The sequence below is a fragment of the Aromatoleum sp. genome (assembly GCF_036675785.1).
Lineage (GTDB): Bacteria > Pseudomonadota > Gammaproteobacteria > Burkholderiales > Rhodocyclaceae > Aromatoleum.
This window is the reverse complement of sequence record NZ_JAKFEF010000074.1, coordinates 13,711-39,077: the sequence shown is the minus strand read 5'-3', so window position 1 is coordinate 39,077 and position 25,367 is coordinate 13,711. Positions and strand designations below refer to the sequence as shown.

The 25,367-nt window shown below is 66.9% G+C and carries 24 protein-coding genes; 5 read left to right on the top strand and 19 right to left on the bottom strand.

Features of this window, described 5'->3' with window-relative positions:
* The first annotated feature begins 26 nt into the window (after positions 1-26).
* Positions 27-899 carry a UTP--glucose-1-phosphate uridylyltransferase GalU gene (gene galU / locus V6M37_RS15795; RefSeq protein WP_332674917.1) on the top strand — a complete coding sequence of 291 codons (873 nt, stop codon included), beginning with the start codon at positions 27-29 and terminating at the stop codon, positions 897-899.
* A 118-nt stretch (positions 900-1,017) separates the two neighbouring features.
* Here galU and V6M37_RS15790 read toward each other — a convergent pair whose 3' ends face one another.
* The 14 genes from V6M37_RS15790 to epsL all read right to left on the bottom strand — a co-directional run bounded on the left by V6M37_RS15790 (position 1,018) and on the right by epsL (position 15,867).
* Positions 1,018-1,779 carry a WecB/TagA/CpsF family glycosyltransferase gene (locus V6M37_RS15790; RefSeq protein ID WP_332674916.1) on the bottom strand — a complete coding sequence of 254 codons (762 nt, stop codon included), beginning with the start codon at positions 1,777-1,779 and terminating at the stop codon, positions 1,018-1,020.
* 2 nt (positions 1,780-1,781) lie between these two features.
* Complete coding sequence (locus V6M37_RS15785; RefSeq protein WP_332674915.1) at positions 1,782-2,927, bottom strand: GumK N-terminal domain-containing glycosyltransferase; 1,146 nt, start codon at positions 2,925-2,927, stop codon at positions 1,782-1,784.
* Positions 2,928-2,937: 10 nt separating this feature from the next.
* Positions 2,938-3,789 carry a polysaccharide pyruvyl transferase family protein gene (locus tag V6M37_RS15780; protein ID WP_332674913.1) on the bottom strand — a complete coding sequence of 284 codons (852 nt, stop codon included), beginning with the start codon at positions 3,787-3,789 and terminating at the stop codon, positions 2,938-2,940.
* Positions 3,776-5,077, bottom strand: coding sequence for a flippase (locus V6M37_RS15775; protein WP_332674912.1), 1,302 nt, complete (start codon positions 5,075-5,077; stop codon positions 3,776-3,778). Before V6M37_RS15775 ends, V6M37_RS15780 begins: the two co-directional genes overlap by 14 nt.
* Positions 5,074-6,177, bottom strand: a complete 1,104-nt coding sequence (locus V6M37_RS15770) for a hypothetical protein (protein WP_332674910.1) — start codon at positions 6,175-6,177, stop codon at positions 5,074-5,076. The genes V6M37_RS15775 and V6M37_RS15770 overlap by 4 nt, the downstream gene beginning before the upstream one ends.
* A complete protein-coding gene (locus V6M37_RS15765) occupies positions 6,174-7,187 on the bottom strand; it encodes a glycoside hydrolase family 5 protein (RefSeq protein WP_332674909.1) in 1,014 nt (337 codons plus the stop codon). The genes V6M37_RS15770 and V6M37_RS15765 overlap by 4 nt, the downstream gene beginning before the upstream one ends.
* The gene (locus V6M37_RS15760) at positions 7,184-8,302 is read right to left on the bottom strand and encodes a glycosyltransferase family 4 protein (RefSeq protein WP_332674907.1); all 1,119 of its coding nucleotides are present in this window, start codon (positions 8,300-8,302) and stop codon (positions 7,184-7,186) included. Before V6M37_RS15760 ends, V6M37_RS15765 begins: the two co-directional genes overlap by 4 nt.
* Before the next feature lie 61 nt (positions 8,303-8,363).
* Positions 8,364-9,620: a hypothetical protein gene (locus tag V6M37_RS15755; RefSeq protein ID WP_332674905.1), complete on the bottom strand. Its 1,257-nt coding sequence runs from the start codon at positions 9,618-9,620 to the stop codon at positions 8,364-8,366.
* Positions 9,621-9,674: 54 nt separating this feature from the next.
* Entirely contained in the window at positions 9,675-10,553 is an 879-nt protein-coding gene (locus V6M37_RS15750) for a polysaccharide biosynthesis tyrosine autokinase (RefSeq protein ID WP_332674903.1), read from the bottom strand.
* Between the two features lie 39 nt (positions 10,554-10,592).
* Positions 10,593-11,954, bottom strand: a complete 1,362-nt coding sequence (gene epsF / locus V6M37_RS15745; protein ID WP_332674901.1) for a chain length determinant protein EpsF — start codon at positions 11,952-11,954, stop codon at positions 10,593-10,595.
* Between the two features lie 10 nt (positions 11,955-11,964).
* Positions 11,965-12,759, bottom strand: coding sequence for a polysaccharide export protein EpsE (epsE, locus tag V6M37_RS15740; RefSeq protein WP_332674899.1), 795 nt, complete (start codon positions 12,757-12,759; stop codon positions 11,965-11,967).
* A gap of 29 nt (positions 12,760-12,788) precedes the next feature.
* Positions 12,789-13,709: an EpsD family peptidyl-prolyl cis-trans isomerase gene (locus V6M37_RS15735; protein ID WP_332674897.1), complete on the bottom strand. Its 921-nt coding sequence runs from the start codon at positions 13,707-13,709 to the stop codon at positions 12,789-12,791.
* 52 nt (positions 13,710-13,761) lie between these two features.
* On the bottom strand, positions 13,762-14,145 hold the full coding sequence (locus tag V6M37_RS15730) for a hypothetical protein (protein ID WP_332674895.1): 384 nt from the start codon (positions 14,143-14,145) through the stop codon (positions 13,762-13,764).
* Between the two features lie 543 nt (positions 14,146-14,688).
* Complete coding sequence (gene epsL / locus V6M37_RS15725; protein ID WP_332674894.1) at positions 14,689-15,867, bottom strand: XrtB/PEP-CTERM-associated polysaccharide biosynthesis outer membrane protein EpsL; 1,179 nt, start codon at positions 15,865-15,867, stop codon at positions 14,689-14,691.
* 268 nt (positions 15,868-16,135) lie between these two features.
* Here epsL and V6M37_RS15720 point away from each other — a divergent pair, with 268 nt between their 5' ends.
* Positions 16,136-17,491 (top strand): undecaprenyl-phosphate glucose phosphotransferase, encoded by a 1,356-nt coding sequence (locus V6M37_RS15720; RefSeq protein ID WP_332674892.1) that lies wholly within the window; start codon positions 16,136-16,138, stop codon positions 17,489-17,491.
* Positions 17,492-17,590: 99 nt separating this feature from the next.
* On the opposite strand, the gene typA is transcribed toward V6M37_RS15720, so the two are convergent.
* Entirely contained in the window at positions 17,591-19,408 is a 1,818-nt protein-coding gene (typA, locus tag V6M37_RS15715; protein WP_332674890.1) for a translational GTPase TypA, read from the bottom strand.
* Positions 19,409-19,586: 178 nt separating this feature from the next.
* On the opposite strand from typA, the gene V6M37_RS15710 reads away from it, so the two are divergent.
* Positions 19,587-20,324, top strand: a complete 738-nt coding sequence (locus V6M37_RS15710) for an S-methyl-5'-thioinosine phosphorylase (RefSeq protein ID WP_332674888.1) — start codon at positions 19,587-19,589, stop codon at positions 20,322-20,324.
* 123 nt (positions 20,325-20,447) lie between these two features.
* Here the strand turns inward: V6M37_RS15710 and V6M37_RS15705 are convergent, their stop codons facing one another.
* Complete coding sequence (locus V6M37_RS15705; RefSeq protein ID WP_332674887.1) at positions 20,448-20,882, bottom strand: carboxypeptidase regulatory-like domain-containing protein; 435 nt, start codon at positions 20,880-20,882, stop codon at positions 20,448-20,450.
* Positions 20,883-20,894: 12 nt separating this feature from the next.
* The gene (locus tag V6M37_RS15700; protein WP_332674884.1) at positions 20,895-21,374 is read right to left on the bottom strand and encodes a YbhB/YbcL family Raf kinase inhibitor-like protein; all 480 of its coding nucleotides are present in this window, start codon (positions 21,372-21,374) and stop codon (positions 20,895-20,897) included.
* A 200-nt stretch (positions 21,375-21,574) separates the two neighbouring features.
* Between V6M37_RS15700 and V6M37_RS15695 the strand changes: the two genes are divergently transcribed.
* Positions 21,575-22,273, top strand: a complete 699-nt coding sequence (locus V6M37_RS15695) for a methylated-DNA--[protein]-cysteine S-methyltransferase (protein ID WP_332674882.1) — start codon at positions 21,575-21,577, stop codon at positions 22,271-22,273.
* Between the two features lie 111 nt (positions 22,274-22,384).
* Complete coding sequence (locus V6M37_RS15690; RefSeq protein WP_332674880.1) at positions 22,385-23,305, top strand: DNA-3-methyladenine glycosylase family protein; 921 nt, start codon at positions 22,385-22,387, stop codon at positions 23,303-23,305.
* A 174-nt stretch (positions 23,306-23,479) separates the two neighbouring features.
* Here the strand turns inward: V6M37_RS15690 and V6M37_RS15685 are convergent, their stop codons facing one another.
* Both V6M37_RS15685 and V6M37_RS15680 read right to left on the bottom strand, forming a co-directional pair.
* Positions 23,480-24,283 (bottom strand): S1 family peptidase, encoded by an 804-nt coding sequence (locus V6M37_RS15685; RefSeq protein WP_332674878.1) that lies wholly within the window; start codon positions 24,281-24,283, stop codon positions 23,480-23,482.
* Between the two features lie 66 nt (positions 24,284-24,349).
* Positions 24,350-25,366, bottom strand: coding sequence for a DMT family transporter (locus tag V6M37_RS15680; protein ID WP_332674876.1), 1,017 nt, complete (start codon positions 25,364-25,366; stop codon positions 24,350-24,352).
* Between the last annotated feature and the right edge of the window lies 1 nt (position 25,367).

Below are 25,367 nucleotides of genomic sequence, written 5' to 3'. Positions count from 1 at the left end.
CTCAGCAAAGCAAGGAGAGGCAGCACATGAAGAAGGTCACGAAGGCGGTGTTCCCCGTCGCGGGCATGGGTACGCGCTTCCTGCCGGCGACGAAGGCGAGCCCGAAGGAGATGCTCCCGATCGTCGACAAGCCGCTGATCCAGTATGCGGTCGAGGAAGCGGTCGCCGCCGGGATCACGGAGATGATCTTCATCACCGGCCGCACGAAGCGCTCGATCGAGGATCATTTCGACAAGGCGTACGAACTCGAGACCGAACTCGAAGCCCGCGGCAAGAAGGAGCTGCTCGCACTCGTGCAGCGCACGGTGCCGAAGGGCGTCAACTGCATCTACATCCGGCAGTCGGAAGCGCTCGGCCTCGGCCACGCGGTGATGTGCGCCGCGCCGGTGGTCGGGGATGAAGCGTTCGCGGTGCTGCTCGCCGACGACCTGCTCGACAACCACGGCGCGGCGCCGATCATGGAGCAGATGGTCGGCGTCTATAACTACAACCGCTGCTCGGTGCTCGGCACGATGAGCGTGCCGCGCGAGGAAACGCGCCAGTACGGCATCGTCAGCACCGAGAACCAGAACGGCGACGTCCAGCGCGTGACCGGCATCGTCGAGAAGCCGAAGCCGGAGGAAGCGCCGACGACGCAGGCGGTCGTCGGCCGCTACATCCTGACGCCGCGCATCTTCGACCACATCCGCGCGTTGAAACCGGGCGCCGGCGGCGAATACCAGCTGACCGACGCGATCGCCGCGCTGCTCAAGGACGAAGCGGTGCTGTCATACCAGTTCAAGGGCGTGCGCTACGACTGCGGCTCGAAACTCGGCTACCTGAAGGCCACCGTCGAGCTGGCGCTGCGCCACCCGGAAGTCGGCGAGGAGTTCTCCGCTTATCTCGCCAGCCGAGGCTAAAGTCCGGCCGGGCCGGGGCCGCAACGGCACCGGCCCCGGAGACAGACGCGAACGCGCGCGGCCGCGCGGATTCGGGGCGGCAGGAATTTCAGAAGCTCGGGGGTCGGCGGCGAGGAGTTCAGGCATTCGCCGACGAATCCACGGTTTTCCTGTCGACGAGGCACAGCAACAAAAAGCGTCCGATGTCGAGTGTGTAGCGGCGGAGGAGACGCTTCGGTTCCAGACGGAGCCGATACAGCCACTCAAGATGCAGGCGCCGCACGAAGGCCGGCGCGCGCGGCTTGTCACCGGCGAGAAAATCGAACAGTGCGCCGACGCCGATCAGCAGTTTCGCGTCGAGACAATCGGCGTGATCGAGAATCCATTGCTCCTGCGCCGGATTGCCGAGCGCGACGAGGACGACCTCGGCGCCGGAGGCATTGATTGCCGCGACGAGCCGGTCCGGGTGTGACGTGCCTTCGAAACCGTCGCAGCTGCCGGCGACCGTCAGCGCGCAGGACGCGCGCAGTGCGTCCGCCGCTCTCGCCGCGACGCCGGGCCGCGCACCGACGAGGAATACCGGACGGTTCGCCCGTGCGAGCAACGCCGGGATGAAATCGGTGCCGTTGAGGTTTTCGACGAAGCGGCGGCGATGGACGAGCCATGCGCCGATGTCGAGCCCGATGCCGTCGTTCGCGATCACGATGTTCCGCCCGGCGACGATGCGCGCGCGCAGCGGCGTGCACTGGACGATGAAATTCGTGTTCGCGAAGAACATCACGACTTGCTCGCCGCGTTGCAGCATGTCGAGGACACGCTGCGAGAGCGCGCCGGCCGTGGTCCGAAGCACCGGGAAGCCGGCGATCGGGAGGGTTTCGGTCTCGCCTGCGACGGCGTTCATGCTTACATCCGCGTGTCGGCGAAGCGGGTCGGATACAGCACCCGGTCGGCGACCTCGGCCCAGGTCGGATGACGGCGCGACGGCCGGCGCGGCGCGTGAAGGGCGGCGACGATCGCGGCAACGATCGAGCTCTCGTCGTTCGACGAGTAGCCGAAGCGCGAGTCGTAGTCACCGACGACCGCCCACGGACAGACCGCCGGCAGGCCGAGGAAATCGTACTGGATCAGTTTCATCGACGTGTCCGCGAGATAGTCCGGCAGCTCGGCCGCGCGATAGGGGGCGATCCCGAACGCGGCGTGCTTGATGTAGCGGACGGTCTCGGCATGCGGCATCTCGTCGTGGACGATGACGTTTTCCGGGTAGTCCGGATGGCGCGGGTGGCCGGAACCGATCACGTGGAAGGTGATCGCGGGAAAATGCCCGGCGGCGCTGATGAAGAAATCGGGATCGAACAGCATCGAGCCGACGGCCACCGCCTGCGTGCCGGAGCCATACGGCGACGGTTCGCCGAGTTCCGCCAACCCGTGGTCGATGCCGTGCGGGATGAAAAAGAGATTGTCGGTGCTCGGAATCTTCGCCGCGAGCGCGCGTGACGGTAGCCGGATGACGTCGATCGACGGCGCGATGCGACGGAAGGTGTGCTTCACGTATTCGGCCGAGTTGATCGTGTCGAGATCGTCGGACGCGATATACACCGTCTTCGCCGCCGGATTGAGCTCGCGCGCGAGTTCAAAGAACACCGGGGCGGTGCCGCTCTCGAACAGGATCACGTCGGCGTCCTCGATCCAGCGCAACAGCACCGGGCTCGCCGCGCGTACGTACCAGCGGAACATCAGCGTCTCGACCGGCCGCAGCAGCGGGCGGCGCGTGTTGAACGGGTGCAGCGGCGTCTTCCACAGGAAGCATTCGACGCCGCGGTGTTGCTCGACGCGGTTCGCCCGCTCGTCGATCGGCAGGCGCGGGTCGGCCGTGTAGCGCGACAAATGGCTGTAACGCAGCGAAAAGAAGCGCGCCGTGCCGCGTTGCGCGAGCTCTTCACAGATGAAGTGGATGTTCGCCTTGCGCGGGGAACGGTAATCGTGCGCGGAGATGACCAGGAAGTTCTGCCCCGGTACGCGCAATTGCGGGTGGTCCATCGGTTCCCCCATGTTCGCTCCTTCAGGCCCGCGCCGTCTCGTTGCCGACCCGCTCGCGCACGTCCTCGCTCGGCGGGTTCGCGTCCCAGAGATCGAACGGGAACGCGCGCAGCAACCGGGTGGCGATCGCATCGACGTCCGGCAGCCCGACCGGTTCGATCGCGAGCGCCTCCTCGATCGACCGCGCAACCGGGTAGTGCGCACGCCCGCTACCCGCGTAGTAGTCGTCGTACTTGAAGCGCGCCTCGGTGCCACCGGCGTCGAGCAGCACCGCCGGAATTCCGTAGGCTTCGGCGAGGATCACGCCGTGCAGCGACGCGGCGACGATCCGCCGCCCGTGCAGCAGCCGGCGGATGAACGCGGCCGGAAACTGGCGCGGACTGCAGAGCCGGTCGCCGTAGCGCAGATAGGGTTCGGGCGGATCGTTGAGGTGCGGCACGACGAGGAAATCGGTCCTCGCGGTGCGCTCGGCGACGAGGGCCGCGGGGAAGAATTGGGGCGCGAGCAGCGCCGGGTCGCCGAACACCGCCGGGCAGTCGATGCCGTGCTTCAACAGGAACGCGCGGGTCAGCGGTCCGCGAACGGCGCGCACGTCCAGCGCGCGGAAGCGATGCGCCTCCGCTGCGATCTTCCCGTTCACGCCCGTTCCCCAGACGGTTTCGCCGTCCCGCGCAAAATGCAGCACCGAGCCAATCGAAAACAGGCGGGTGCGTTTGCTGCGCTTGTCGACGATCTCGCGGTCGGCGAGTCGCAGGATCGCGGCGACGAGGACGCGCGCGAGATAGTCGCCGACGTTCGGCTCGCCGCCTTTCGGTTCCCACCAGTACAGGCAGCGACGCTCCTGCCAGTTCGTCACGAGTCTATTGAGGTCCACCCTGCCGTCCCACCAGCGCGATTAGCGCCCCGTAACTGCGGATCGAAAACATCGCCGCGAACGCGCGCGCTTTCAGCTGCACATTGCGGCGGAAACGGCTCGACACCCATTCGATGCCGAACGCCGTGAAGGTGTAGCTCGCGACCATCGACCATGCGGCGCCGATCGCGCCGTAGCGTGGAATGAGGATCAGGCCGAGCGCGACGCCGGTGACAACGCCGGCGAGATTGCGGATGAATCCGAGGTGTTCGAGACCGTGCAGGCTGTAATAGAGACCGCTGACGTTCGCGAGGAAGAGGCCCGGAATTCCCAGCGCGAGGACTTCGAGAATGCGGGCCGACGCCTCGAACCCGGGACCGAGCACGAAACCGATGATCGGCCCGGCGCCGAGCCCGACGACGCCGGCGAGGCCGAGTGCGATCAGGAAAGTCGCGAAGTAGGTCTGCTCGAGTCCTTCGGCCGCGCGACCCTCGTCCCAGCGGCTCATCGCCGGAAGCAGGACGCCATTGAGGATCACCGGAATCATCAGCAGTTGTTCGAGAAACTTGTACGCGCCCGCGTAAAGGCCGAGCTCGCCGGTGCCGGCGAACGCATGGAGCAGCAACTGGTCGGCGCGCGCGTGCAACTGCAGGATGAGCGCCGAGCCGAAGAGGTAGGACGAACGCCGCAGCACATGCGCCCTGACGGCCGCTCCGCGGGCGGACGCCGTGGCGGCGAGCGCGGGCAGCGCGTGGCGGCGCACGAGGACGCGGCAAGTAAGCCCGAGCAGCATTGCCGGCAGGACGTAGGTCGCGGCGATCGTGGCCACGCCGGCGCCGGCGAGGCAAAGCCCGACCCGCCCGGTCGCGAAAACGATCGCGAGGCCGATCCGGATACGGGCGAGAAGGTCGTTCTGCAGCCGGGCCTCGAAGTGGTAGACGTAGGCTTCGAGCGGTGCGAGCAGCACGACGCCGACGAGCAGGTAGTACTCCGCGGGCGCGTGCAGATACACGATCGCGGTGAGCAGGACAACCGCGAGACCGGCTCCGAGGAAGGCCTTGATCGTCACCGTCGCCGACAGCACGAGGCGGATCGCCCGAGATCGCCCGAGCGCGAGAAACACGCGGCGCAGCCCGAACTCGGTTGCGACCAGCGTCAACGCGAAGTAGACCTGGAACAGCGCCAACTCGCCGAAGCGCTCTGCGCCGAGATAGCGGATCACGTAGACGTTGGACAGGAACACGAGCAGCGTCAGCGCGACGCGTTCGCCGAAAAGCCAGACGAGGTTCTTCATGACCGCGCTTTTCACGGCTGCAGGACTCTCCGGAATACCGCTTCGATGCGGCCGTCGCCGAACTCGGCGTCGATCACGGACTGTCGCTCCGGCACGGACACAGCCGGCGCCCGGTCGGCGGCAATGGCCGCACACAAGCCGGGAATGTCGTCCGCGACATGAATCGCCTCGCCGCCGATCCGCTCCCGGATCCATGAAAGCGCCGGAGAGTCGAGCGCGAACACGGGCGACCCGATCGACAGGCCGTAGAACAGGCTGCCGCTGACGATCATTTCGCGCTCCACATGCGCCAGCACGAGTCCGCGGGAGCGCCGGAGCGCCGCCTGCGCGAACGCGTCCGACACGTAGCCCGCGAGGATGCGGACGTTGCTCCCCGCGAGCGCGCGCAATTCCTCGACGTACCCCGGATCCTCGGTGGCGCCGAAGACGAGGAGATTGCGCGACGCGGGAAAGGCGGCGAGCAGCCTCTCGATCCGCTTGTAGCGCTCGATCCGGCCGAACACCGCGTAACAGTCGCCCGGCAGCCCCGCGAGCAGCCGCTCCTCGTCCGCGGTCAGCGGTGTGCCGTCGATGCGGTAGAGCGGATGCGGCACGTAGTGGCGGCGTGCGCCGAGGTCGTGGCCCGAGTGGACCAGCACGACGTCGAACAGTCGTTCGAGAAGATCGAGCGCGCGCCGCGCCCGTTCGACATCGCGTTCGCGCGTGCCGTGCGGGTAGTGGTTGTGTCTGACGAAGATGACCCGCCGCGCGACGCAGCGTGCCAGCAGCACGCGCGCGAGCACTTTCGCGAACCCGAAAAGCGAGAACGCCCTGTCGCGCTGGCGCACCAGATCGAACTCGACCCAATTCAGAATCGCCGCGTCGAACTCGCGTCGCAGCTGCGCCGGGCGTCGTAGCAGGCTTTTCGGGCGGGGCAGATCGGACACGTTGCCGAACGCGCCGAGAATCTCGATCATCCGCTCGGCGTACTTGTTCGTGGTTCCGCCGTACGGCATGTAGCCGATGCGCAGCCGCCAGCGCACGTTTTCTGCCGCCCCGCAGGGGGTCGCCCGCGAGCTGCGGCCGCTTTCCGGATCGCGCGTGCGCAGCGAACGGGCCGCACCTGTCACCATCATCGGCCCAGGTACTTTGAAACGACGCCCATCTGCGGCGCGTCGACGCCGGCCTTCGGCTGGATGCTCAGCGCGTAATTGCCCCACCAGCGGCCGGCTGCCCAGTAGGTCCAGCCGCGCCAGACGTTGCGATCCGACGACAGCGACAGGAGATGGTCGAGCGTCGCGAGGCAGGGCTCGGTCGCGGGGGTTCCGAACTCGCCGAGAAAGAGCTGCTTGTCGTTGGTCCGCGCCCAGTCCGCGATCAGCGCGAACATGTTGTCGAAGCGGGACGGCGGATGGCATTCGCTGCCGGTCCCCGAGAAATACGTGTCCGCGTACTGGTGAACCTCGATCACGGTGCGCCCGAGCGGATCCGTGAGTCCGGCGAACGCCATCGCATTCGACGTTCCCGAAAAAGTCTTGCTCCACTCGTGCACCCCGCTCCAGCGTCCGCCGGACACCATCAGCAGGTTTTGCACGCCGGCGCTGCGCACATTGAGCACGGTCGCCTGCGCGAGCTCGGCCCATTGCGCGACCAGCAACTCCTTCGGCTCGTTCATCAGCCCGAACGCGACCTGGGCGGCGTCCGGGAAACGGCGTCCCATCCGCGTCCAGAAATCGAAGTACGCGGCGTCGGGCACCTCCGCGGATCCGATCGGCTTTCCGCGGTAGGTCGCATAGTTGTGCGCATCGAGGATTACGCACAGGCCGTGCTGCGACGCGGCCGCGACCGTCTTCGCGATCGCGGACATTTCGGCGGTATCGAGCTCGCCCATCAACGTCCGCTGCGCGCGTTCCCAGCGGAAGGGCAGGCGGATCGCGGTCGCGCCGTTCTGCGCGAAATAGGCGAGATCGTCGGCTGGGGGATACACGTAGTCCTTGTTCATGACCCCCGGCAGTTTCTTCGAATTGAACTCGGCGCCGGCCATGTTGACTCCGACGAGCGGGCCGTCGAGGCACCCGGCCGCGGCCGCACCCGCCGTGGCGAGGCAGCAGGCGAGCACGCCGCTGCGAATCCACCCGACGGTCATTGCCGGTTCTCCAACTCGTCGTACACCTGCAGATAGCGACCCGCGACCCGCTGCCAGTCGTAGCTGTCGGCGAAACGGATCGCCCGCTCGCGGTTCGCCGACCACGTTGCGGCGTCGCCCTGCCGCGACGCGAAAAACCACGCCGACACGGTGTCCTCCGCACCCGCACCGGCGAGCACGCCGAGTCCCGAGCGGACGACGAGCGAACGAAACGGCGGGATGTCGCTCACGACCGGGATCAACCCCGCGCTCAGCGCTTCGATCGCGGCGAGGCCGAACCCCTCGTGGCGCGACAGGCAGACGAAGTAGCTCGCGCGACCGATCAGCTCGGCGAGTTCTGCGTCGCCGGGGTTCGCGACGAGCTCGACCGCGCCGTCGAGTCCGTGCGCTGCGACGATCGCGCGAAGCTCGGCGAGGTCGAGATCGAATTCGCGCCCGGCGACGATCAGGCGCCAGTCGGGTTCGCGCGCACGCAGCCGCCCGAGCAGCTCGATCGCCTGCGGGATTCCCTTGTTCTCGGACCAGCGGCCGAAGTAGATCATCACCGGGGCGGCCCGCGTCGCCGCCCGCCCGCGGAACTTGCGCACGTTGACGCCGTTTTCGATGACTTCCAGCCGCCCGTGCCCGACGATCGCCCCGAACATGCGCCCGTCGTTGTCGCTGGTGGCGATGATGCGGTCGTAGGCGCGGACGCTGCTGCGCGTGACGGTATGGAAGAAGACGCGCTTCAGCTGCTCCGCGTACCGCGTATGGAAAAAGCCGCCGTGCGTCGACGCGATCATCGGACGGCGGTGAAACCAGCGCGTCGCCGCGAGGTAATCGAAGAAGAAATCGACGCCGTGGACATGGATCAGGTCGGTTCCGTCGAGTGCGCCGAGCACCTGCGGGCACAGGGGATAACGGGACGGGCCGCGAAACGACAGGCGGCGCACGGGAACGCCGTCGACTTCCTCGTCGGGCGGCAACGCCCTGTCGTCGTCGCGGAAGACGCGGTCGAGCGTGACGACGGTCGGGGAGTGTCCGGACTCCAACTGGTGGCGTGCGATGTTGCGGACGACGTCCTCCATGCCGCCGACCGACGGGTGGTACTGGCGCACGACGTGGGCAATCCGCATCGGTAGTTACTCCTTGTCAATCGGGCCGCACAGTCACCGTCCCGACCTGCCGCTGTCGCCGTCACGCGGGCGCGCGCACCGCCGACGCCTTGTCTCCCGTAAGCATGCCGAGCAGGAACCACAGCACCGCGGAGGTCTTGAACGCGAACGCCGAATTACCGCTGACGCACAGGATCAGTGCGAGATACAGTGCGACGTACAGATGAAATCGCTGCGCGACCGGAAACTCGCGCGGCAACAGCCAGAACGCCGCCCAGATCAATAGGCACGCGACCACACCGAAGTTCGCGAGCGCGTACGGATAGCCCATGTCGTAGTAGTGCCGTGCGGGCGCCGCGATGCCGAAGATTTCTCCGCCGGCCATCGTCAGCAGCGTCTCGCCGGTCAGCGTGAGCCGCCCGATCACCGAGTCGGTGTACTCGAGACCCATGAACGCGGCGATGCCGATCAGAATCGCGGCGCAGCCGAACGGGAACGCGATGCCGATCGGCTCGGCGCCGCGCACGACGAGCAGTCTCAGCAGCAAGAGCACCGCGATCGACAGGAGACCGAAGCGCGAGTCGCACAGCACGAGTATCACGAGCGCGGCGATGACGAAAAAGGCGCCGCTGCGCCACGCTTCACGCCCTTTCGCGAGTCCCCACGCCGCGCAGATCACCGCGAAATTTCCCAACGAAACCGGTTCGACGAACACCGACGAAACGCGGTGCGGACCCAGAAACGGCAGGATCGTGCGGCCGATGCCCTCGGGTCGCAGCGCACTCGCAACGAGCTTGTCCTGGCGGTAAAGGCCGATGTCCGGGTCGCCGACACCGCGCGCGAGGAAGTACGACTGGATGTCGAACAGCCGCATGAACGCGTCGAGTGCGAGAAACTCGAAAAGCCCGACGCCGAGGACCAGCCACACGGCCGTTTTCAGCACGCGGTCGGCGACCGCCTCGCTCGCGATCGACGCGCCGACGCCGAGGAACACGAGCGGCACGAGCAGATCGCGCACCGGCTTGGGATCGGTCGAATCGCGCAGCAGTCCCAACGCGACCGCGTTGATCAGGAGCAGCACCCCGGCGAGATAGAACCCGAGGGGCAGACGCTTCAGCAGCAGCGGCACGCAGGCTGCGAGCAGCAGGACTTCGGTGAGGATCACCGCGCCGGATCCGCCGACGCCGACCTGCGTGTGGAGCAGGACGAGCCAGATCGGATGACTGATTGCGAGCAGGACCAGCGCCGTGAGATAGGGGCCGGGGTCGGCTGCATCGACCGCGCTGCCGCTCGACGCCCGATCACCGAATCCCTTGCCCGGATAGAGCGCGGTCAGCACGGGGTGCGGCTCCGGCTCGGCGGCGAAGCACGGGCGACGCGGCCCGCGCGCCGCTCATTGTTCATTGACGACTGCTCCGATAATGCGGCTGCCGGCGGATTCGAGCGCCGATTGCAGCGCGCACAGCTCCTTCATCGGTGTGTTGTCCTTGCGCACGACCAGCAGCGTCGCGCCGCTGACCGCCGCGACGATCTGGCTGTCGGCCGCGTTCCCGGCGGCCGTCGTGTCGACGACGATCACTTCGAACAGCTCTTCGAGCGAGCGCAGCCGCATGCCGAAGGTCGAGCGGGCGAGGAGTTCCTGCGGGTTCGGCGGCAGCGGGCCCGCCGGCAGCACGTAGAGATTGCGCAACGCGGCGATCCGCACGATCGCTTCGCTGCCGACGCGGCCCGCGAGCACGCTCGACAGGCCGTAGCGGTTGTCGACGTGGAACAGCGCGTGCTGCGACGGGTTGCGCAGGTCGGCATCGATCAGCAGCGTGCGCGCACCGGTCTGGGCGAAGACAACCGCGAGGTTCGCGGCAACGAAGCTGCGGCCCTCGCCGCGACTCACGCCCGCAATCGCCAGCGCCTTGGCGCCGACCCGTGTGTTGCTCCAGCGCAACGTCACCTGGCTGCGCAGCAGCCGGAGATGCTCCGCGAGCGCGCCGAACGGCTGGTACGCGGCGACGACCGCGGGGGCGACGATGCCGCTGCGCGCCGGGACGTACGGGTAGTCGTACTGCCGCGCGAGCGCGAAATCGATGTCGCCCTGCGAAACCAGCCCCAATTGCACCGCGGCGGCGCCGAACGGAACGCCGCTGGCCTTCTGTTCGCGCGCGACGACCTGCGCGTCGGCGGCCGTCAGGCGTCCGGTTTCGACGAGGATCGCGCCGATCGACTGCTCCTCGTTGCCGGGCAGCATACCAATCAAGTCGTGTTGTATCGCATCCATCGCAACTCCCGTATCAGTTCGGGGACAAGGCCGCAGCGCTCAGCGCGTCGGCGGTGCAAGACGTGTTCCCGGCAGCGCGCCGAGGACGGGGATGCCGAGGACTTCGACGATGTCGGATTCGGAGCGGACCCGCCGGCGCGCCATTTCGAGCGCGAGCGCGACGCCGATGCCGACGAGCAGCCCGAGCAGCGCCGACATCGCGACGATCACGAAGCGGCGGGGCGCCGACGGTTCGAGCGGCGCCGTGGCGGCCGAGAGCACGAAAACGTTGGTCTGTTGCGCCTGGCTCTCGAGATTGGTTTCGGCGAAACGGCCCGTCACGAGGTCGTAGGCCTGCTGCGCGGTCTGCACCTCCTGCTCGAGGCCCGCCATCTCGTCGCGCCGGGCCTTCAGTTCGAGCACTTTCGCCTTTTGCCGGTCGACCGCCGCGCGCATGTCCTCCTCGCGCGCGACGTTGACGCGGTCGGCGGTTTCGAGCGAGCCGACGATGCGCGCGGTTTCCACGTTCAACCTGCGCTGCAGCGAATCGATCTCCCGCCCGGTCCTGACGATTTCCGGATGGTTTCGGCCGAGTCGCGCCATCGCCTGCTCGCGCTGCGCTTCGAGCCGCGCGATCTCGCTCTTCAGGCCGCCGAGAAGCGGGCTCTGGATGACCTCCGGCAAGGTCTGCGCGTTGGCCGACTGGCCGCTGCGGGAGCGGGTCGCGTTGCGCTCGGCCTGCACCGTCACGAGCTGGCGCGACAGCTCGTCGAGCCGGGCCGTTTCGACGTCGAGTCGCTCGTCGGCCGCAACGATGCCGTGCTGACGCTGGTACTCCGACACCTTGTGGCGCGCGGCGTCGAGCTTGTCGCGCATGCCCCGGTTGCGCGCGTCGAACCACTGCGCGTACTGCCGCGCGGGCTCGACCTTCATTTCGAGGTTGGTGACGATGTAGGCGTTCGCGACCGCGTTCGCGATCCGCGCACATTGTTCGGCGACCGCGCAATCGTAGGAGATCGTCACGACGTTGCTGTCGTGTGCCGGATCGACTTCGAGGCCGCTTTCGAGCCGGTTCGCCAGCCAGACCGGAAACGCGACCTGCTCGCCGCTGTCGGAGCGCCACTTCTCGCGCAGCGCGGCGTCGCCCGCGATCGACGGATCGTTCGCGGCGCGCTCGAGCACGCGGCGACTCGTGATCACGTCGACCTGCGTCGCCATGTAGCTGTTGAGCATCTGCGGCGGCAGCAGTCCGCCGAGCAGGGCGTTCGCCGACTTCGCGTCGATGACGAGTGCCGTGCTCGCGGTATAGCTGCGTGGGATGACGAGGGCGGCAAGGACACCCAGCGCAGCGATCGCGACGAACAGCGCGAGGATCAGCCGCACGCGGGCGCGCAGGATGCGGAAAACTTGCTGGATCGTCATCGGCTGCTCCTCAGAAAAGGCTTTGCTTCACGTAGATGACGTCGTCCGCCTTCAGGGTTTCGTTGCGATCGAGCGCGAGGACCTCGACGGCGCCGGAGCCGTTGCGGCGGTGGACCTGCATGCCACGCTCGGTGCCGCGGTTCGTCAGTCCGCCGCCCGTCGCGAGGCCCTGCATCAGCGTCATCCCCCGTTCGACGCGGTAGGCGCCGGGTTTCTGCACCTCGCCGTAGACGTAGAAGATCGGTGCGCGGTCGATGAAGAGGATGTCGCCGCCGGAGAGCTCGACGTTCGCGTCCGGCGCGCGGGCGAAGAGTTCGCTCAGCGGGATTTCCTGCCGGATCGGTTCGCCGTTGCGCACGCCGGTCAGAACCAGCATGTCGGCCCCGTCGGGAGCCACGCCGCCCGCCATTGCGAGGAGGTCGGCGACGCGCATGTTCGCGGTTTCGAGCGGGTAACGGCCGGCCCGATTGACGCGACCGAGGACCGAAACCTGATTGCCGCGGATTTCCATCGGAAAGATCAGCACCTGCGGGTCGAGGACGTAGCCCCCGTCCTTGAGCCCCTTGGCGATCAGTTTTTCCGCCACCGACAGGCTCTTGCCGCCGACCGCCGCGCCGCCAACGAGCGGGAAAGTGATCTGGCCCGACTCCGACACCCGCGCCTCGGTCGTCAGATCGGGGTTTTCGAACACGGTGATGCGGATCACATCGCCCGGCGCGAGCAGGTATTCCCCCTGTGCCGCGACAGGGCCGGTTGCCGCGAAGGCGGCCGCGCAGACGGCGATCGTTACGCCCGGATGCTTCATTTTTCTCTCCTCCGTCTCGTGGTTCGGGTTCATCCGCCCGGGGCCTTCACGCTCGCAGGCGGACCGCCGGTGAATTGGCGGACGAGCGGCGGGTCGGGGCCCGGGACCAGCGCCTGCATCGCGCCGCGCGGCGCGCCCTCGGGAATCGAAATCGCCGCCAGGGCGCTCAGGCGGCGGACTTCCGCCTCCACTGCGGCGACGCGCATCTCCCGCCACAGCCGCTGCTCGATGCTCGGCCACGCGGCCCTTTCGTCGATCGGCGCGGCGAGCGTGCGCAGGAGTTGGATCACGCGCAGGCCGGCGCTCGTGTCGACCAACCCGACTTCGCCTTTTTTCAGCCCGTCCAGTTGCGCCAGGACGTTCGCGTCGAGTTCGTCGGAACCGTGTTCGAGGTCGGTCCTGACGAAGCCGATGTTCTCCCGCCGCAGCCAGTCGGTCAGCGCTTCGAGCGATTCGGCCGCAGCGACGCGCCGCCGCAACTCCGCGTGCCGAGCGGGGGGCGCCGAAACATCGACTTGGCGCAAGGTGAAGATCCGTCGGCGCGCGAACATGTCGGGGTTATCGCGGTAGTACGCGCTCATCTGGTCGGCGTTCGGGCGCTTCACGCCGTCGATCACGATCTCGATATAGCTGCGCGCGAGAATTTCGCGGCGCGCGGCGCTCACCACGGACTTCTCGACGACCGCGCTGCCCGGCGTCCCGCGCAGGAACTGCTGCGCAAGCAGTTCCTCGATCACGAGCTTTTCGATCAGGCGTTGGCGGGCGCTCGGGTCGTGCGTCGCGACGCCCTTGTATTGCAGCGCGAGATCGACTTCCTCGGCGAGGATCTTCTCGCCGTTCACGCGCGCCGCGACCTTGTCCTGCTCGAGCGGCGAACATGCCGCGAGGGTCGCGACGACAACCAGATGGCCGGCCCGACGCCGCCACTTCGCGGCCTTCACAACCTTCACGACCGCCGCGCCCCGGCGGCGAACACGATCGCCGACGCCGCCATTCGACACCTCAATGCCCGGCGAGACGCCGTCTCGCAACCAAGGCGACGATCGCGAGCGCAGCGGCGAACTGGGCTGCCGGCCCGGGAGCAGGCGTGCGCCCGCGGGGTGCCGTGAGCCGGATCTCTTCGAGCACACTCGTCACTTCGGAGGCCGTGAATCCGACCGGGTCGCTCTGGCGCTCCGTCACCGCGAACCGAAAAACCGGCCCCGGTTTCAGCCGGCCGAAGGTGTCGTCGAGAACCGCTCCCTCGAACGGGGACGCCAGAAATTCCGGTTGGGGTGACGGTGCGGAGGTTTCCGAAACGAGCATCGGGCGGCCGTCCGGGGCGTTCAACTCGACCATGTCGAGCGCGTGTGCACAGAGCGGGAGTACACCTGCTCCGATCAGCATCGGGAGAAGCGAACAAGGCTTTACCATCTGGGCTACCTCACTGGATCAGAGTAGATTGATGCAATGCAGATCACCTACATCGAGATCGTGAAAAAAAGTAAGACGCGTAAAAATCAATAACCTGCGCGTACCCGATGGAATCGCTTCCGGCATGCTCCTGCTGCACTGCAGCAGGAGCCGTTCAACGAAATGTCATTCAGTTACGGGAACGGGGATTGCTGATTTCAGGAGCGCGAAAACGCCATCGTCACGGTCGCGCGAAAGCGATGCAGCAGCGGGCCCACCGCGCGTGGCGCGCCGCGGCGGCTGCCCGCGAAGCGCGCCAAGATCAGCCGCCGCAGCGGAAATCCGACGGTGAATCCATCTGCATGAGGGGGAGGGGACGCGGACAACAGAACGCCCCCGGTCGGGCGCTCGAATGTCGCACGCCACGACTTTTCGGATGGTCCCGGCGCGGTCGCTCGCGCTGGTAGCGTCGGCCGAAGGCCCTGCCGGCGAACGAGTAGGGCGGGGACAGTCGCAGCGGCGCTTCCCGCGCCGTACCTAGAATTCCAGTTTCAGATCCACGCCGTAGACGTTTGCGTCGTAATCGAAGCCGGAGGCGTCGTCCGCGTCATGCTTCGTCCGTACCGCGGACGCGCTCAGCGTGACGGTGTCGAGCGGACGGTAGTCGACGATCAGGCCGTAGGTGCGCAGCCGGTCCTCGCCGAGCGACGACAGGGTGGTATCGCCATGGTCGCGACGAAGGCGGTCGGCGCGCGCGATCAGCGTGACCTTGGACGTCGCTGCCCAGGCGGCTTCCACACCGATCCCCCGGGTCAGCACGTAGTTGTCGAGCACCTCGTACTCCGAGCCGATCTCCCGGCGGGCGACGACTTGGAACCCGAGTTTTCCGGTCGGCTGCCAGTCGAACACGACGCGCCCACTCGGCCCCGAGAAGTCGAGGCTGCTGATCGTCGAATATTCCCGGTCCGTGTAGCCGATGTAACCGGACAGCTTGCTGATGCCTGACAGTACCCAGTCGCCCCGCAGCCGAAGGTCCCGCTGGGTGTATTCGGGATCGCGTGTCGCCGTCGCCGTGCGATTCGGGTATTCGCCATCGGCCTGCCGAAGAACGAGAGAAAGGCGGCTCCCGGACTTGGGGCGGAAGCCGACGCCGGCCTCGAACGCGGTCTCGTCGTATTCGGACGACGCGGAACGGTCGTCGGAGTACCGGCTGCGCGTGCTTTCCACACCTGCGAGGACGGACCAGTCCGGGTGCAGCCAGTAGTCGGCGTTGAAGACCGCGCGCTGCAGCGTGTTGATGCTGAGCACCCGGCGGTCCACGTCGTCGAAGCTTCGCGGCGCCTCCCGCTGCAGCAATGCCGCGGTCCCCGTCCATTGCTTGCCGGTCGCCCAGTCCCAGCGCGCGAGGCCGCTCCTCGTCGTGCTGTCGAGTTCGTCGTGTTCGTCATAACTGCGGCGCACAACGTCAAACGATGCGACCAGCCGCTGCAGGCTGTATATGTGTTCGAAAGTGAGGCCGAGCGCGCTGCGGCTGATGCGGTCGCTCTTCGACCCCCCATCGGGCGGACGCTCACCGTCCGGCAGGCGGAACACGTTGTCGTCCCAGCGAACGGACTGCGAAAGGCGGACGCCGAAGCCTTCCTCCCGCTCGGTCTGCAGCTCCGCCCCCACCGCCGGCAGCGAACCGAGCGCGAGCGCGAGGGTCAGCAATGACACGAGAGGGCGCTGCGCGGTTTCCGGTGCTACGGACAACGCCGTGCCAGGTGCGAGAGTGCCGACAATCGCTGTTACATCTGCCATGAACTCGGGCCTCCCTCTGTTCGCGAGCGTGCTATGAATAGGTCACTCACTGCGCCCCGACCCGCCGACGCTAATTATTCTGTCGCAGGAGTTCCCCGTGCCGAATTCGACGATTCTGCCTTCTACCCACGTACCGATTCACGCAGCAGCGACCAACAACGGTTTCTTCTACGGCAGCTTTTCGATGGCAAGCATAGTCGAATCGGTGCTGGACCCGGTCGTTGCCATCGGAATGCTTTTTGCTGCTGCCCATTCGTTTCGCGTAGTCGCCGACGGCCACTACGTGATCCTCGCGCTGCTGACCTTCTCGCTGACCTTTCCGGGCGACAGCCATCTCCGCGAAGATGTCACGACGATGATGCGCAGGACAATATTGAACTGGACGCTGATCGCGTTCGCATTGCTCGCGGTCGGCTATGTAACAGGCTACGTCCATTACTTCTCCGCACCGGTGCTGCTGGTCTGGCTTGCGGGAACGCCGGTCGCGCTCGTCGCCGCGCATGCGATTTCCCGCTTCGCGCTGCCGCATCTGATGTCGATGTCGGCCACGCAGCGCCGGGCGGTGATCGTCGGCGGAAACGATGTCGCCGCGCAACTTGCCCGACGGATCGACGAGAACTCCTTCCTCGGCGTCCGGCTGCTCGGCTTCTTCGATGACCGCGCGCCTGAACGCGTGGCAAGCGCGGTCGCCGACGAAGTGTCGGGCGAGCGACTCGGTGCGCTGCGCGATCTCGGCGGGTACGCGAAAAGGGAGCCGGTCGATCACATCTACATCGCGCTGCCGATGGTCAACCAACCGCGGATCCTGCAGATCCTCGACGACCTGAAGGACACGACGGCGTCGATCTATTTCGTGCCGGACATGTTCGTCACCGACCTGATCCAGGGCCGCGTCGACCAAGTCGCTGGGGTGCCGGTCGTCGCGGTGTGCGAGACGCCGTTTACCGGTGTGAACAGTCTGATCAAGCGCCTCTCCGACATCATCCTCGCCACCGCGATCCTCGTTATGATCGCCCCGGTAATGTTGATCGTCGCGCTCGGCGTGAAGCTGAGTTCGCCGGGGCCGGTGATCTTCAAGCAGAATCGCTACGGCCTCGACGGGCGACGGATCCTGGTCTACAAGTTCCGCTCGATGACCGTGTGCGAGGACGGGGCGCAGGTCGTACAAGTGACCCGTGCAGACGCGCGCGTCACGCGGTTCGGCGCGTTCCTTCGCCGCACCTCGCTCGACGAGTTGCCGCAATTCCTCAATGTGCTGCAGGGGCGCATGAGCGTCGTCGGCCCGCGGCCGCACGCGATCGCGCACAACGAGACCTATCGCCAGCTCATCAAGGGTTACATGGTCCGGCACAAGGTCAAGCCGGGAATCACCGGCTGGGCGCAGGTGAACGGCTGCCGCGGGGAGACCGAAACCATCGAGAAGATGGCGCGCCGGATCGAATACGACCTCGACTACTTGCGTAACTGGTCGCTCGCGCTCGACCTCAGGATCATCCTGGCGACGATCCGCCTCGTCGCGCGGGATGCGCAGGCGTATTGAGAGGACTTCGAAAAACGGTCGGGTTGCGAAAAATCGGACGTCGAAAAACAAAAAGGGCGCCCACGAATGGACGCCCCTTTTCGTTGAAGCGGTCCGCGGTCAGGCGTTCTCGGCCTTCGCGGCGCGCTTGCGCTCGTTCTCGGTGAGGTGGCGCTTGCGCAGGCGAATCGACTTCGGCGTGATCTCGACGAGCTCGTCGTCGGCGATGAATTCGATCGCGGATTCCAGCGTCAGCGCGATCGGCGGGATCAGGCGCACCGCTTCGTCGGTGCCCGAGGCACGAACGTTCGTCAGCTGCTTGCCCTTGATCGGGTTGACAACGAGGTCGTTGTCGCGCGAGTGGATGCCGATGATCATGCCTTCGTACACCGGGTCGTTGTGCGTGACGAACATCCGGCCGCGGTCCTGCAGCTTCCACAGCGCGTACGCGACAGCTTGGCCATCGTCCTGCGAGATCAGCACGCCGTTGCGCCGCTCGCTCATCGCGCCGGCCATCGGGCCGTAGTCGTCGAACACGTGGCTCGCAAGGCCGGTGCCGCGCGTGAGGGTCAAAAATTCGCCCTGGAAGCCGATCAGGCCGCGCGCCGGGATGCGGTATTCGAGCCGCGTGCGGCCCTTGCCGTCGGATTGCATGTCCTGCAATTCGCCCCGGCGGCGGCCGAGCTCTTCCATCACGCCGCCCTGGTGCTCTTCCTCGACGTCGACGGTCAGCATTTCGTATGGCTCGCACTTGACGCCCTCGATGTCGCGGAACACGACACGCGGCCGACCGACGGCGAGTTCGAAGCCTTCGCGGCGCATGTTTTCGAGCAGGATCGTCAGGTGCAGTTCGCCACGGCCGGAGACGAGGAACACGTCCGAGTCGTTGGTGTATTCGACGCGCAGCGCAACGTTCTTCAGCAGTTCCTTCTCGAGGCGCTCGCGGATCTGACGGCTGGTCACGAACTTCCCTTCGCGGCCGGCGAGGGGCGAGGAGTTGACCATGAAGTTCATCGTCAGCGTCGGTTCATCGACGGCGATCGGCTTCATGCCTTCGGGACTGTCCGGGTGGCAGATCGTGACACCGATGTTGACCTGGTCGATACCCGAAACGAGGACGATGTCGCCGGCTTCCGCGTAGTCGGCCTGGCTGCGCTCGAGGCCCTTGAAGGTCAGGATCTGGCCGATCTTGGCCTTGCCGCGGTTCTCGTCGCCGTACATCACGACGACTTCCTGGTTCGGGCGGATGCTGCCGCGCTTGATGCGGCCGATGCCGAGCTGGCCGATGTAGGTCGAGTAGTCCAGCGAGCAGACCTGCAGTTGCAGCGGGCCCCCGGCGTCGACCTCGGGCTGGGGAACGTGCTCCAGGATCGCCTCGTACAGCGGCTTCATGTCGGTACCGGGCTTGCTCGCGTCGAGCATCGCGAAACCGTTCAGCGCGGACGCGTAGACGACCGGGAAGTCGAGCTGCTCGTCGGTCGCGCCGAGCTTGTCGAAGAGATCGAACGTATGGTTGATGACCCAGTCGGGACGCGCGCCCGGGCGGTCGATCTTGTTGATGACGACGATCGGCTTCAGGCCCAGCGCGAGCGCCTTGCGCGTGACGAAGCGCGTCTGCGGCATCGGTCCTTCGACCGCGTCGACGAGCAGCAGCACGCCGTCGACCATCGACAGCACGCGCTCGACTTCACCGCCGAAGTCGGCGTGGCCCGGCGTGTCGATGATGTTGATGTGGGTGTCGCCGTACTCGACCGCGCAGTTCTTCGCGAGGATCGTGATGCCGCGCTCCTTCTCCAGGTCATTAGAGTCCATCACCCGTTCGGAGACCTGCTGGTTCTCGCGGAAGGTGCCGGATTGACGCAGGAGTTGGTCGACGAGGGTCGTCTTCCCGTGGTCGACGTGCGCGATGATGGCGATGTTGCGGATGGAGCGGGACATGTGGGTCCAGAAGTCTTTGAAAAGTTTTTGATTTTAGCACGCGGATGCCGCATCGCAGCAGGCGCTTTTCGGTAAATTAGCTGCGCCCGATCGCCCGAATCGGGCGGCGACTGGCGCGATCGGGACGTTTTCGACGCATGCTAGAATCGCCGCCGCTTTTCATCAGGAGACAGGCTTCATGCTCGCAATCATCGGCGGCAGCGGACTCACGCAGCTTTCGACGCTCGAAATCACCCGTCGCGAAGTCGTGCGAACCCCGTACGGCGAGCCGTCGGGCGCCGTCACGTTCGGCAGGCTGGCCGATCGCGAGGTCGCGTTCCTCGCCCGCCACGGTTACGGGCACACGATTCCGCCCCATCAGGTCAATTACCGCGCGAACCTCTGGGCGCTGAAGCACGTCAAGGCCACGGCCGTCGTTTCGGTCGCATCGGTCGGCGGCATCCGTGCGGATTTCGCTCCCGGCACGCTCGTCGCGCCAACGCAGATCATCGACTACACCTGGGGTCGCAAGAGCACGTACTTCGAGGGCGGCGAAGAGGCCGTCCGCCACATCGATTTCACCCACCCGTACGACGAACCCCTGCGCCAGCGCATTCTCTCGGCGGCCGCAGCGGCGGGCGAAGCGATCTTCGACGGCGGGGTCTACGCGGCGACGCAAGGCCCGCGCCTCGAAACCGCGGCCGAGATCAACCGCATGGAAGGCGACGGCGCCGACCTTGTCGGGATGACCGGGATGCCCGAAGCCGCGCTCGCCCGCGAACTCGGCCTGCCTTACGCGGCGATCAACGTCGTCGCCAATTACGCGGCCGGTCGCGCATCGAGCGAAACCGGCATCCAGTTCGACAATATCGAAGCGGTGCTGCACGAGGCGATGGTCCGCGTGCGCCGCGTACTTGAGGAAGTCTGCAAGGGGTGACCGCCGCCCGCGGCGGCTAGCAATCGCCGGGCAACGAGCGGGTTCAGCGGCAACCGGCGCGAGGCGGCCGAACCGGACCGGACAGCGCTTCGCACCGTGAGAGCGCATCTCGAACCGCCCGGCTCACCAGTAAAAACTCAGCGACCGCTGGCCTGTCCCGGCGACATTCGCATGGCGCGTTTGCTCGCGTCCGTTCGCGGTCGCGGAGATGCGGTATCCGCCGGGAGGCAGCTTCGCGAGCACAAGCGGCCCCTCGGAGTCGAGTTCGAGCACTTTCCGCCCGTCGCGCCGTGTGATCACGATCTTCACACCCGACAGGTAATCACCCGATTTTTCGGCGAAAGTCAGCTTGAGATTGAAGTCGCGGGCGATCCCGCGGAGCGCCGCGCGCTCGTCTTCGCCGACCCCGCCGGTCACGTAGCGTACCCCCTCGAATTCCCGCACGGCCGGAGCCGGAACGTCGGTTGACGGGGGCATGGCGGATTGCGCGAACGCCGTACCGTCCGAAATCAGCGCCGCGACGGCCACGAGGCCGGCCACGAGGACGTGCCTTTTCATGACGTGGTCCCTCTATTTGTTGCGGCGTTCGTAGGTTCCGACGAGTTGCGCCTCGGCGAGGACGTGCCCCTTCATCGCCGCTTCGAGCACTGCCTTCGTCGGCTCGCCAAGGTCGGGTAGAACGGCATCGAGCGCATACAGTTTGTGGAAGTAACGATGCCGGCCGATCGGCGGGCAGGGGCCGCCGTAACCAGTGCGATCCCAGTCGTTCTTGCCTTGCCGCGTCCCGGGCGGCAGCTCGGTGTCGCTGATCGCGGCGAGCAGGCCGGGTGAGGCCGGGGACAGGTTGTACAGCACCCAATGCACCCAGGTCCGCTGCGGCGCCGCCGGATCGGGGGCGTCCGGGTCGTCGACGATCAGCGCGAGGCTGCGCGTTCCGGCCGGCAGGCCGGTCCAGCCGAGCGGCGGCGACACGTCGCGGTCGTCGCATGTGTAAGCAGCAGGGATCGGGCCGTTGTCGCCGAATGCTTCGGAAATCAGCTTGAAAGCCATGTCGTGCTCTCCTGTGTATCCGGCGGCGGGGCAAAAATGCCGCCTCCCGCTGGTTCGGGCCCCGGCGTCCGGGTGTCGTCTTGACCACGCGGGATCGCTCGCGTTCGCCGGGCGAGGAAAACAGGCTGCTGAGCGTCTTTCCGGTGCTCGCTGTCTACACTGGAGATTTCACGGACGACGGCAGACCGGAGAGAGCGATCATGAGTACGGCGACGAAGAACGGGCGGCTTTCAGCTACGACGGCAGCGAATCCCCAACCGGCCCCGGTGCGGCGACGTGACGGATCGCCGGCAAGCCCCACGACCCGCAAGACCGGCGGCAACTCCGACCGGCGCTTCAACGCGGATGCCGGTCACCTACACGGTATGCCAGCGACCCGCCCTCGCGCCGGAACGACCGACACCGAAATCCGCTTCGCGGTCGGCGAGTGCTCGCTCGGCGCCGTTCTCGTCGCGCAGAGCGAGCGGGGCATCTGCGCGATTCTCATCGGCGACGACCCGGACGCGCTGACCCGCGACCTCCAGGACCGCTTTCCGCGCGCGCAGCTCATTCGCGGCGGCGCGGGATTCGAACAGACCGTCGCCCGCATCGTCGCCTTCGTGGAAGCGCCGCACCTCGGTCTCGACCTGCCGCTCGATCTGCGGGGTACCGCGTTCCAGCAGCGGGTGTGGCAGGCGTTGCGTGACGTTCCGATCGGCCAGGCCGCGAGCTACAGCGAACTCGCCCGCCGCATCGGCGCCCCGACGGCGATTCGCGCGGTCGGTAGCGCCTGCGCCGCGAACGCGATCGCCGTCGCGATTCCCTGTCATCGCGCAGTGCGCAGCGATGGCGGCCTGTCCGGCTACCGCTGGGGCGTCGAGCGCAAGCGGGCGCTGCTCGAGCGCGAAGGGAAGAGATGAGCCAGCGATGAGCGAGGGCGGGGCGCCGCTCGACAAAGGCCCGGAGTCCCATTGGCGACCGATCGCTCCGGCCTGCCCACCGTCTCCGGGCAAGTCGGGATAATGCGGAGCATGTCCACCGCTACCGATACGCCTTTCTCGCTGACGCACCCGGTCGAATTGCCGGCCGATTTCAGCCCCGATGCGATCCTCGCGTTTCACGGTCGCGACGCCTCCGGTGTAGCGGAGCGGGTCGACGCCGGGATCTTGCAGAAGGGCCTCGCGTGGGAGGGAAGGGCGGCGTGCCTGACGATCCGCTTCCACTCCGACCATGCCGAAGCGCGCCTCGCGATCGATGGCGAGCCTGTCGACGATCCGCGGGAGACGTTCGACCGGATGCTGCGGCGGATGCTCGGGCTCACGCAACCGGTCGCGGATTTCGAGCGCGCCTATCGCTCGCATCCCGAAATCGGGCGGCTCATCGCGGCCCGGCCTTGGCTGCGCGTTCCGGTCTCGCCGACCCCGTTCGAGGCGCTGACCTGGGCGATCACCGGCCAACAGATCACCGTGAAAGCCGCGCTTTCCCTGCGGCGAAAGATGATCCAGGCAGCCGGGCTGACGCATTCGGAAGGTCTCGTGTGCTACCCGGACGCCATGCGCCTCGGAGCCCTCGGCGAAGCCGATTTCCGCGCCGCCGGCTTCTCCCGGACCAAGGCGCTGACCCTGATCGGACTCGGCACGGCAGTCAGGAGCGGCGAGATCCCGTTGGACGCCTGGGTCGATGATCTGGCGGTCGACGAAATCCGCAAGCGGTTGCTGAACGTACGCGGCATCGGGCCCTGGACGATCGACTACACGCTGCTGCGCGGCTTCGGCTGGCTCGACGGATCGCTGCACGGGGACGTCGCGGTCCGCCGCAACCTGCAGCTGCTGCTCGGCGCACCGGAAAAGATTACCGAAGACAACGCGAAGCGCTGGCTCGCACAATTTTCGCCTTGGCGCGCGCTCATCGGGGCGCACCTGTGGGCGCTGAAGTCTTCGGATATTTATTGAAGCGCACGGCGGCTTCCGGCGCGATCATCAGGGTCGCGAGGGGGAAAAACGAAAGCGCGATAATCGGTATTATGTAAACGTAGATAATGAAGAGGTCGACGACTCCGGTGTTGAAACTCCGGCTGACGCGTACGCCGGACACCCACGTTGGCCGCGAAACGCCTTCTCCCCCCGTCAGCGACCGTCGGAACGATTGCGTGCGAAGACCGATGGCGGGATCAGGACGACTTGGTCGAGTCGTCGGACCGTGTCCTTGCGAGTCGACGTCATCGTGAGGCTGCCCGAGACGATGCCGTAGAAGCAGCGCCCGTCGGCGTCGAGAGCCGGGCTGCCGGAAAAACCGTTCTCGACGGTGCCGGGAATCACGGGTTGCCTGCCTCCGCGAAGCATCGAGAACGCGCGGTCGTCGATTTCAAGTTTGTATAGAGGGTCGCTGCTCGGCGCGAAGAATTCCAGCTTGCTCAGGCGCGTGACGCTTACCTGATCACCCGGTTTTGGCTCCCTGCACGCCGGAAGCGGCAAAAGCCCGCCGGGCTCGGCGACACGGAGGGTCGCGGCGTCGGACTCGGGAACCAGCGACTCGATCGCCGCGTCGAGGTGAATCGTGTAGTAACTGTTACCGTCAGCTGCGATGAGGGTCACGCGCGCGTCGGGTGCGGCGTCGGCGAAAATGTGGGCGACGGTCAGGACGCGGCCCTCGCCGACGTAGACGCCCATGCCTTCGCTGACGTCGTCGGACGAGCGCTCGTATCTCACTCCTACGATCGATCGGGCCGTGACGTCGAAGTCTTCGGCTGCGACCGGTCCGCCGGCAAGCGTGATGAATCCCGCCGCCGCGAAGGTTGCAGTGGATCCGGTAAGCGTTCGACTCTGACGTTTCATCGCTCCCTCCAGGATGGATGGTCCGCCGCGCCGAAGATTCGGCCGCCCTGTTTGCCGCCCCAGTCCGGGTTCTCTGCGGTGGTTCGATCGTGACATCGACGCGTGCGCGAGGTTCGCTCTGAACTGATGCAGCGGGCCCGTCCGCGGCGCAGACGGGGGCGATCACGAAGCCCCGGCAGTGTCTCCCGGAGCGGCATGCCGTCCTGCTCCTCCCGCCCCGATCGCTGAATCTTCCGCGCGAGACCGAGAGTCGGCTTCGCACGTCGTTGTCCTCTTCGACGTGCGACACGCGTTCTCCGCGCGCAGATTGAGGTACAGGCCGAGCGTGATCGCCGTCGCACCGCTCCATACTTGCGGCGGCAGCGCTTCGTCATTGAGCAGGTGGCCGAGGAAAAGCGCGAGCAGCGGCGTAAACACCGTGATCATCGCGAGCGATCCGGCCGACAAATGCTTCATCAGATAGTAGTAGAGCGCGAAGCCGAGCACCGAGCCGAACACGCCGAGGTAGACGATCGCGAGCGAACTGCGCAGCGAGAGCGCCGTCGGCCACGGGGCGTCGCCGAGGAGCCACGCGAGACCGAAGAGCGGTAGCGACACGAGCATGATTCCCGCGGTGATCGCGAGCGGCGGCGTGTTTCCGTTCACCCGCTTCATGCCGACGAGGCCGGCCGCGTTGATCAGCACCGCCAGCAGTACGACGGCTAGTCCTGCCCCCGCCTTCGCCCCGCCGAGGTCGCCGCCCGCGCCGAAGACGATCACGAGACCGCCGAGCGCGAGCGCCATGCCGGCGAGCTTCGCCGGCGTCAGCGCGTGCTCACCGAGCCAGAGCGCGGCGAGCACGCTGGTGACGAACGGCGACAGGCCGAACACCACCGAGATCAGCCCGGAGTGGATGAACTGCGCGCCCCAGTAGACGCACAGCAGCGTGCCGAATAAGCCGGTCCCTCCGACGATGTACGCCGGCCAGGCTGCCCGCGTCAGCGGAAAGCCGACGCGAGTGACGAGCAGCAGCCCCACCGCGCAGACGACGGCGACGACCGTGCGGGCGAACAGCGCGAAGGCCATCCCGCCGCCGTCGAGGCTCCAGTTGATCGCGAGCGGCGTCGTCGACCACAGCAGCGCGACCGCGAGATACGCGGCCGGTATGGCGCCGGTCGCGCTGGCGGCGGGACGCGCCATC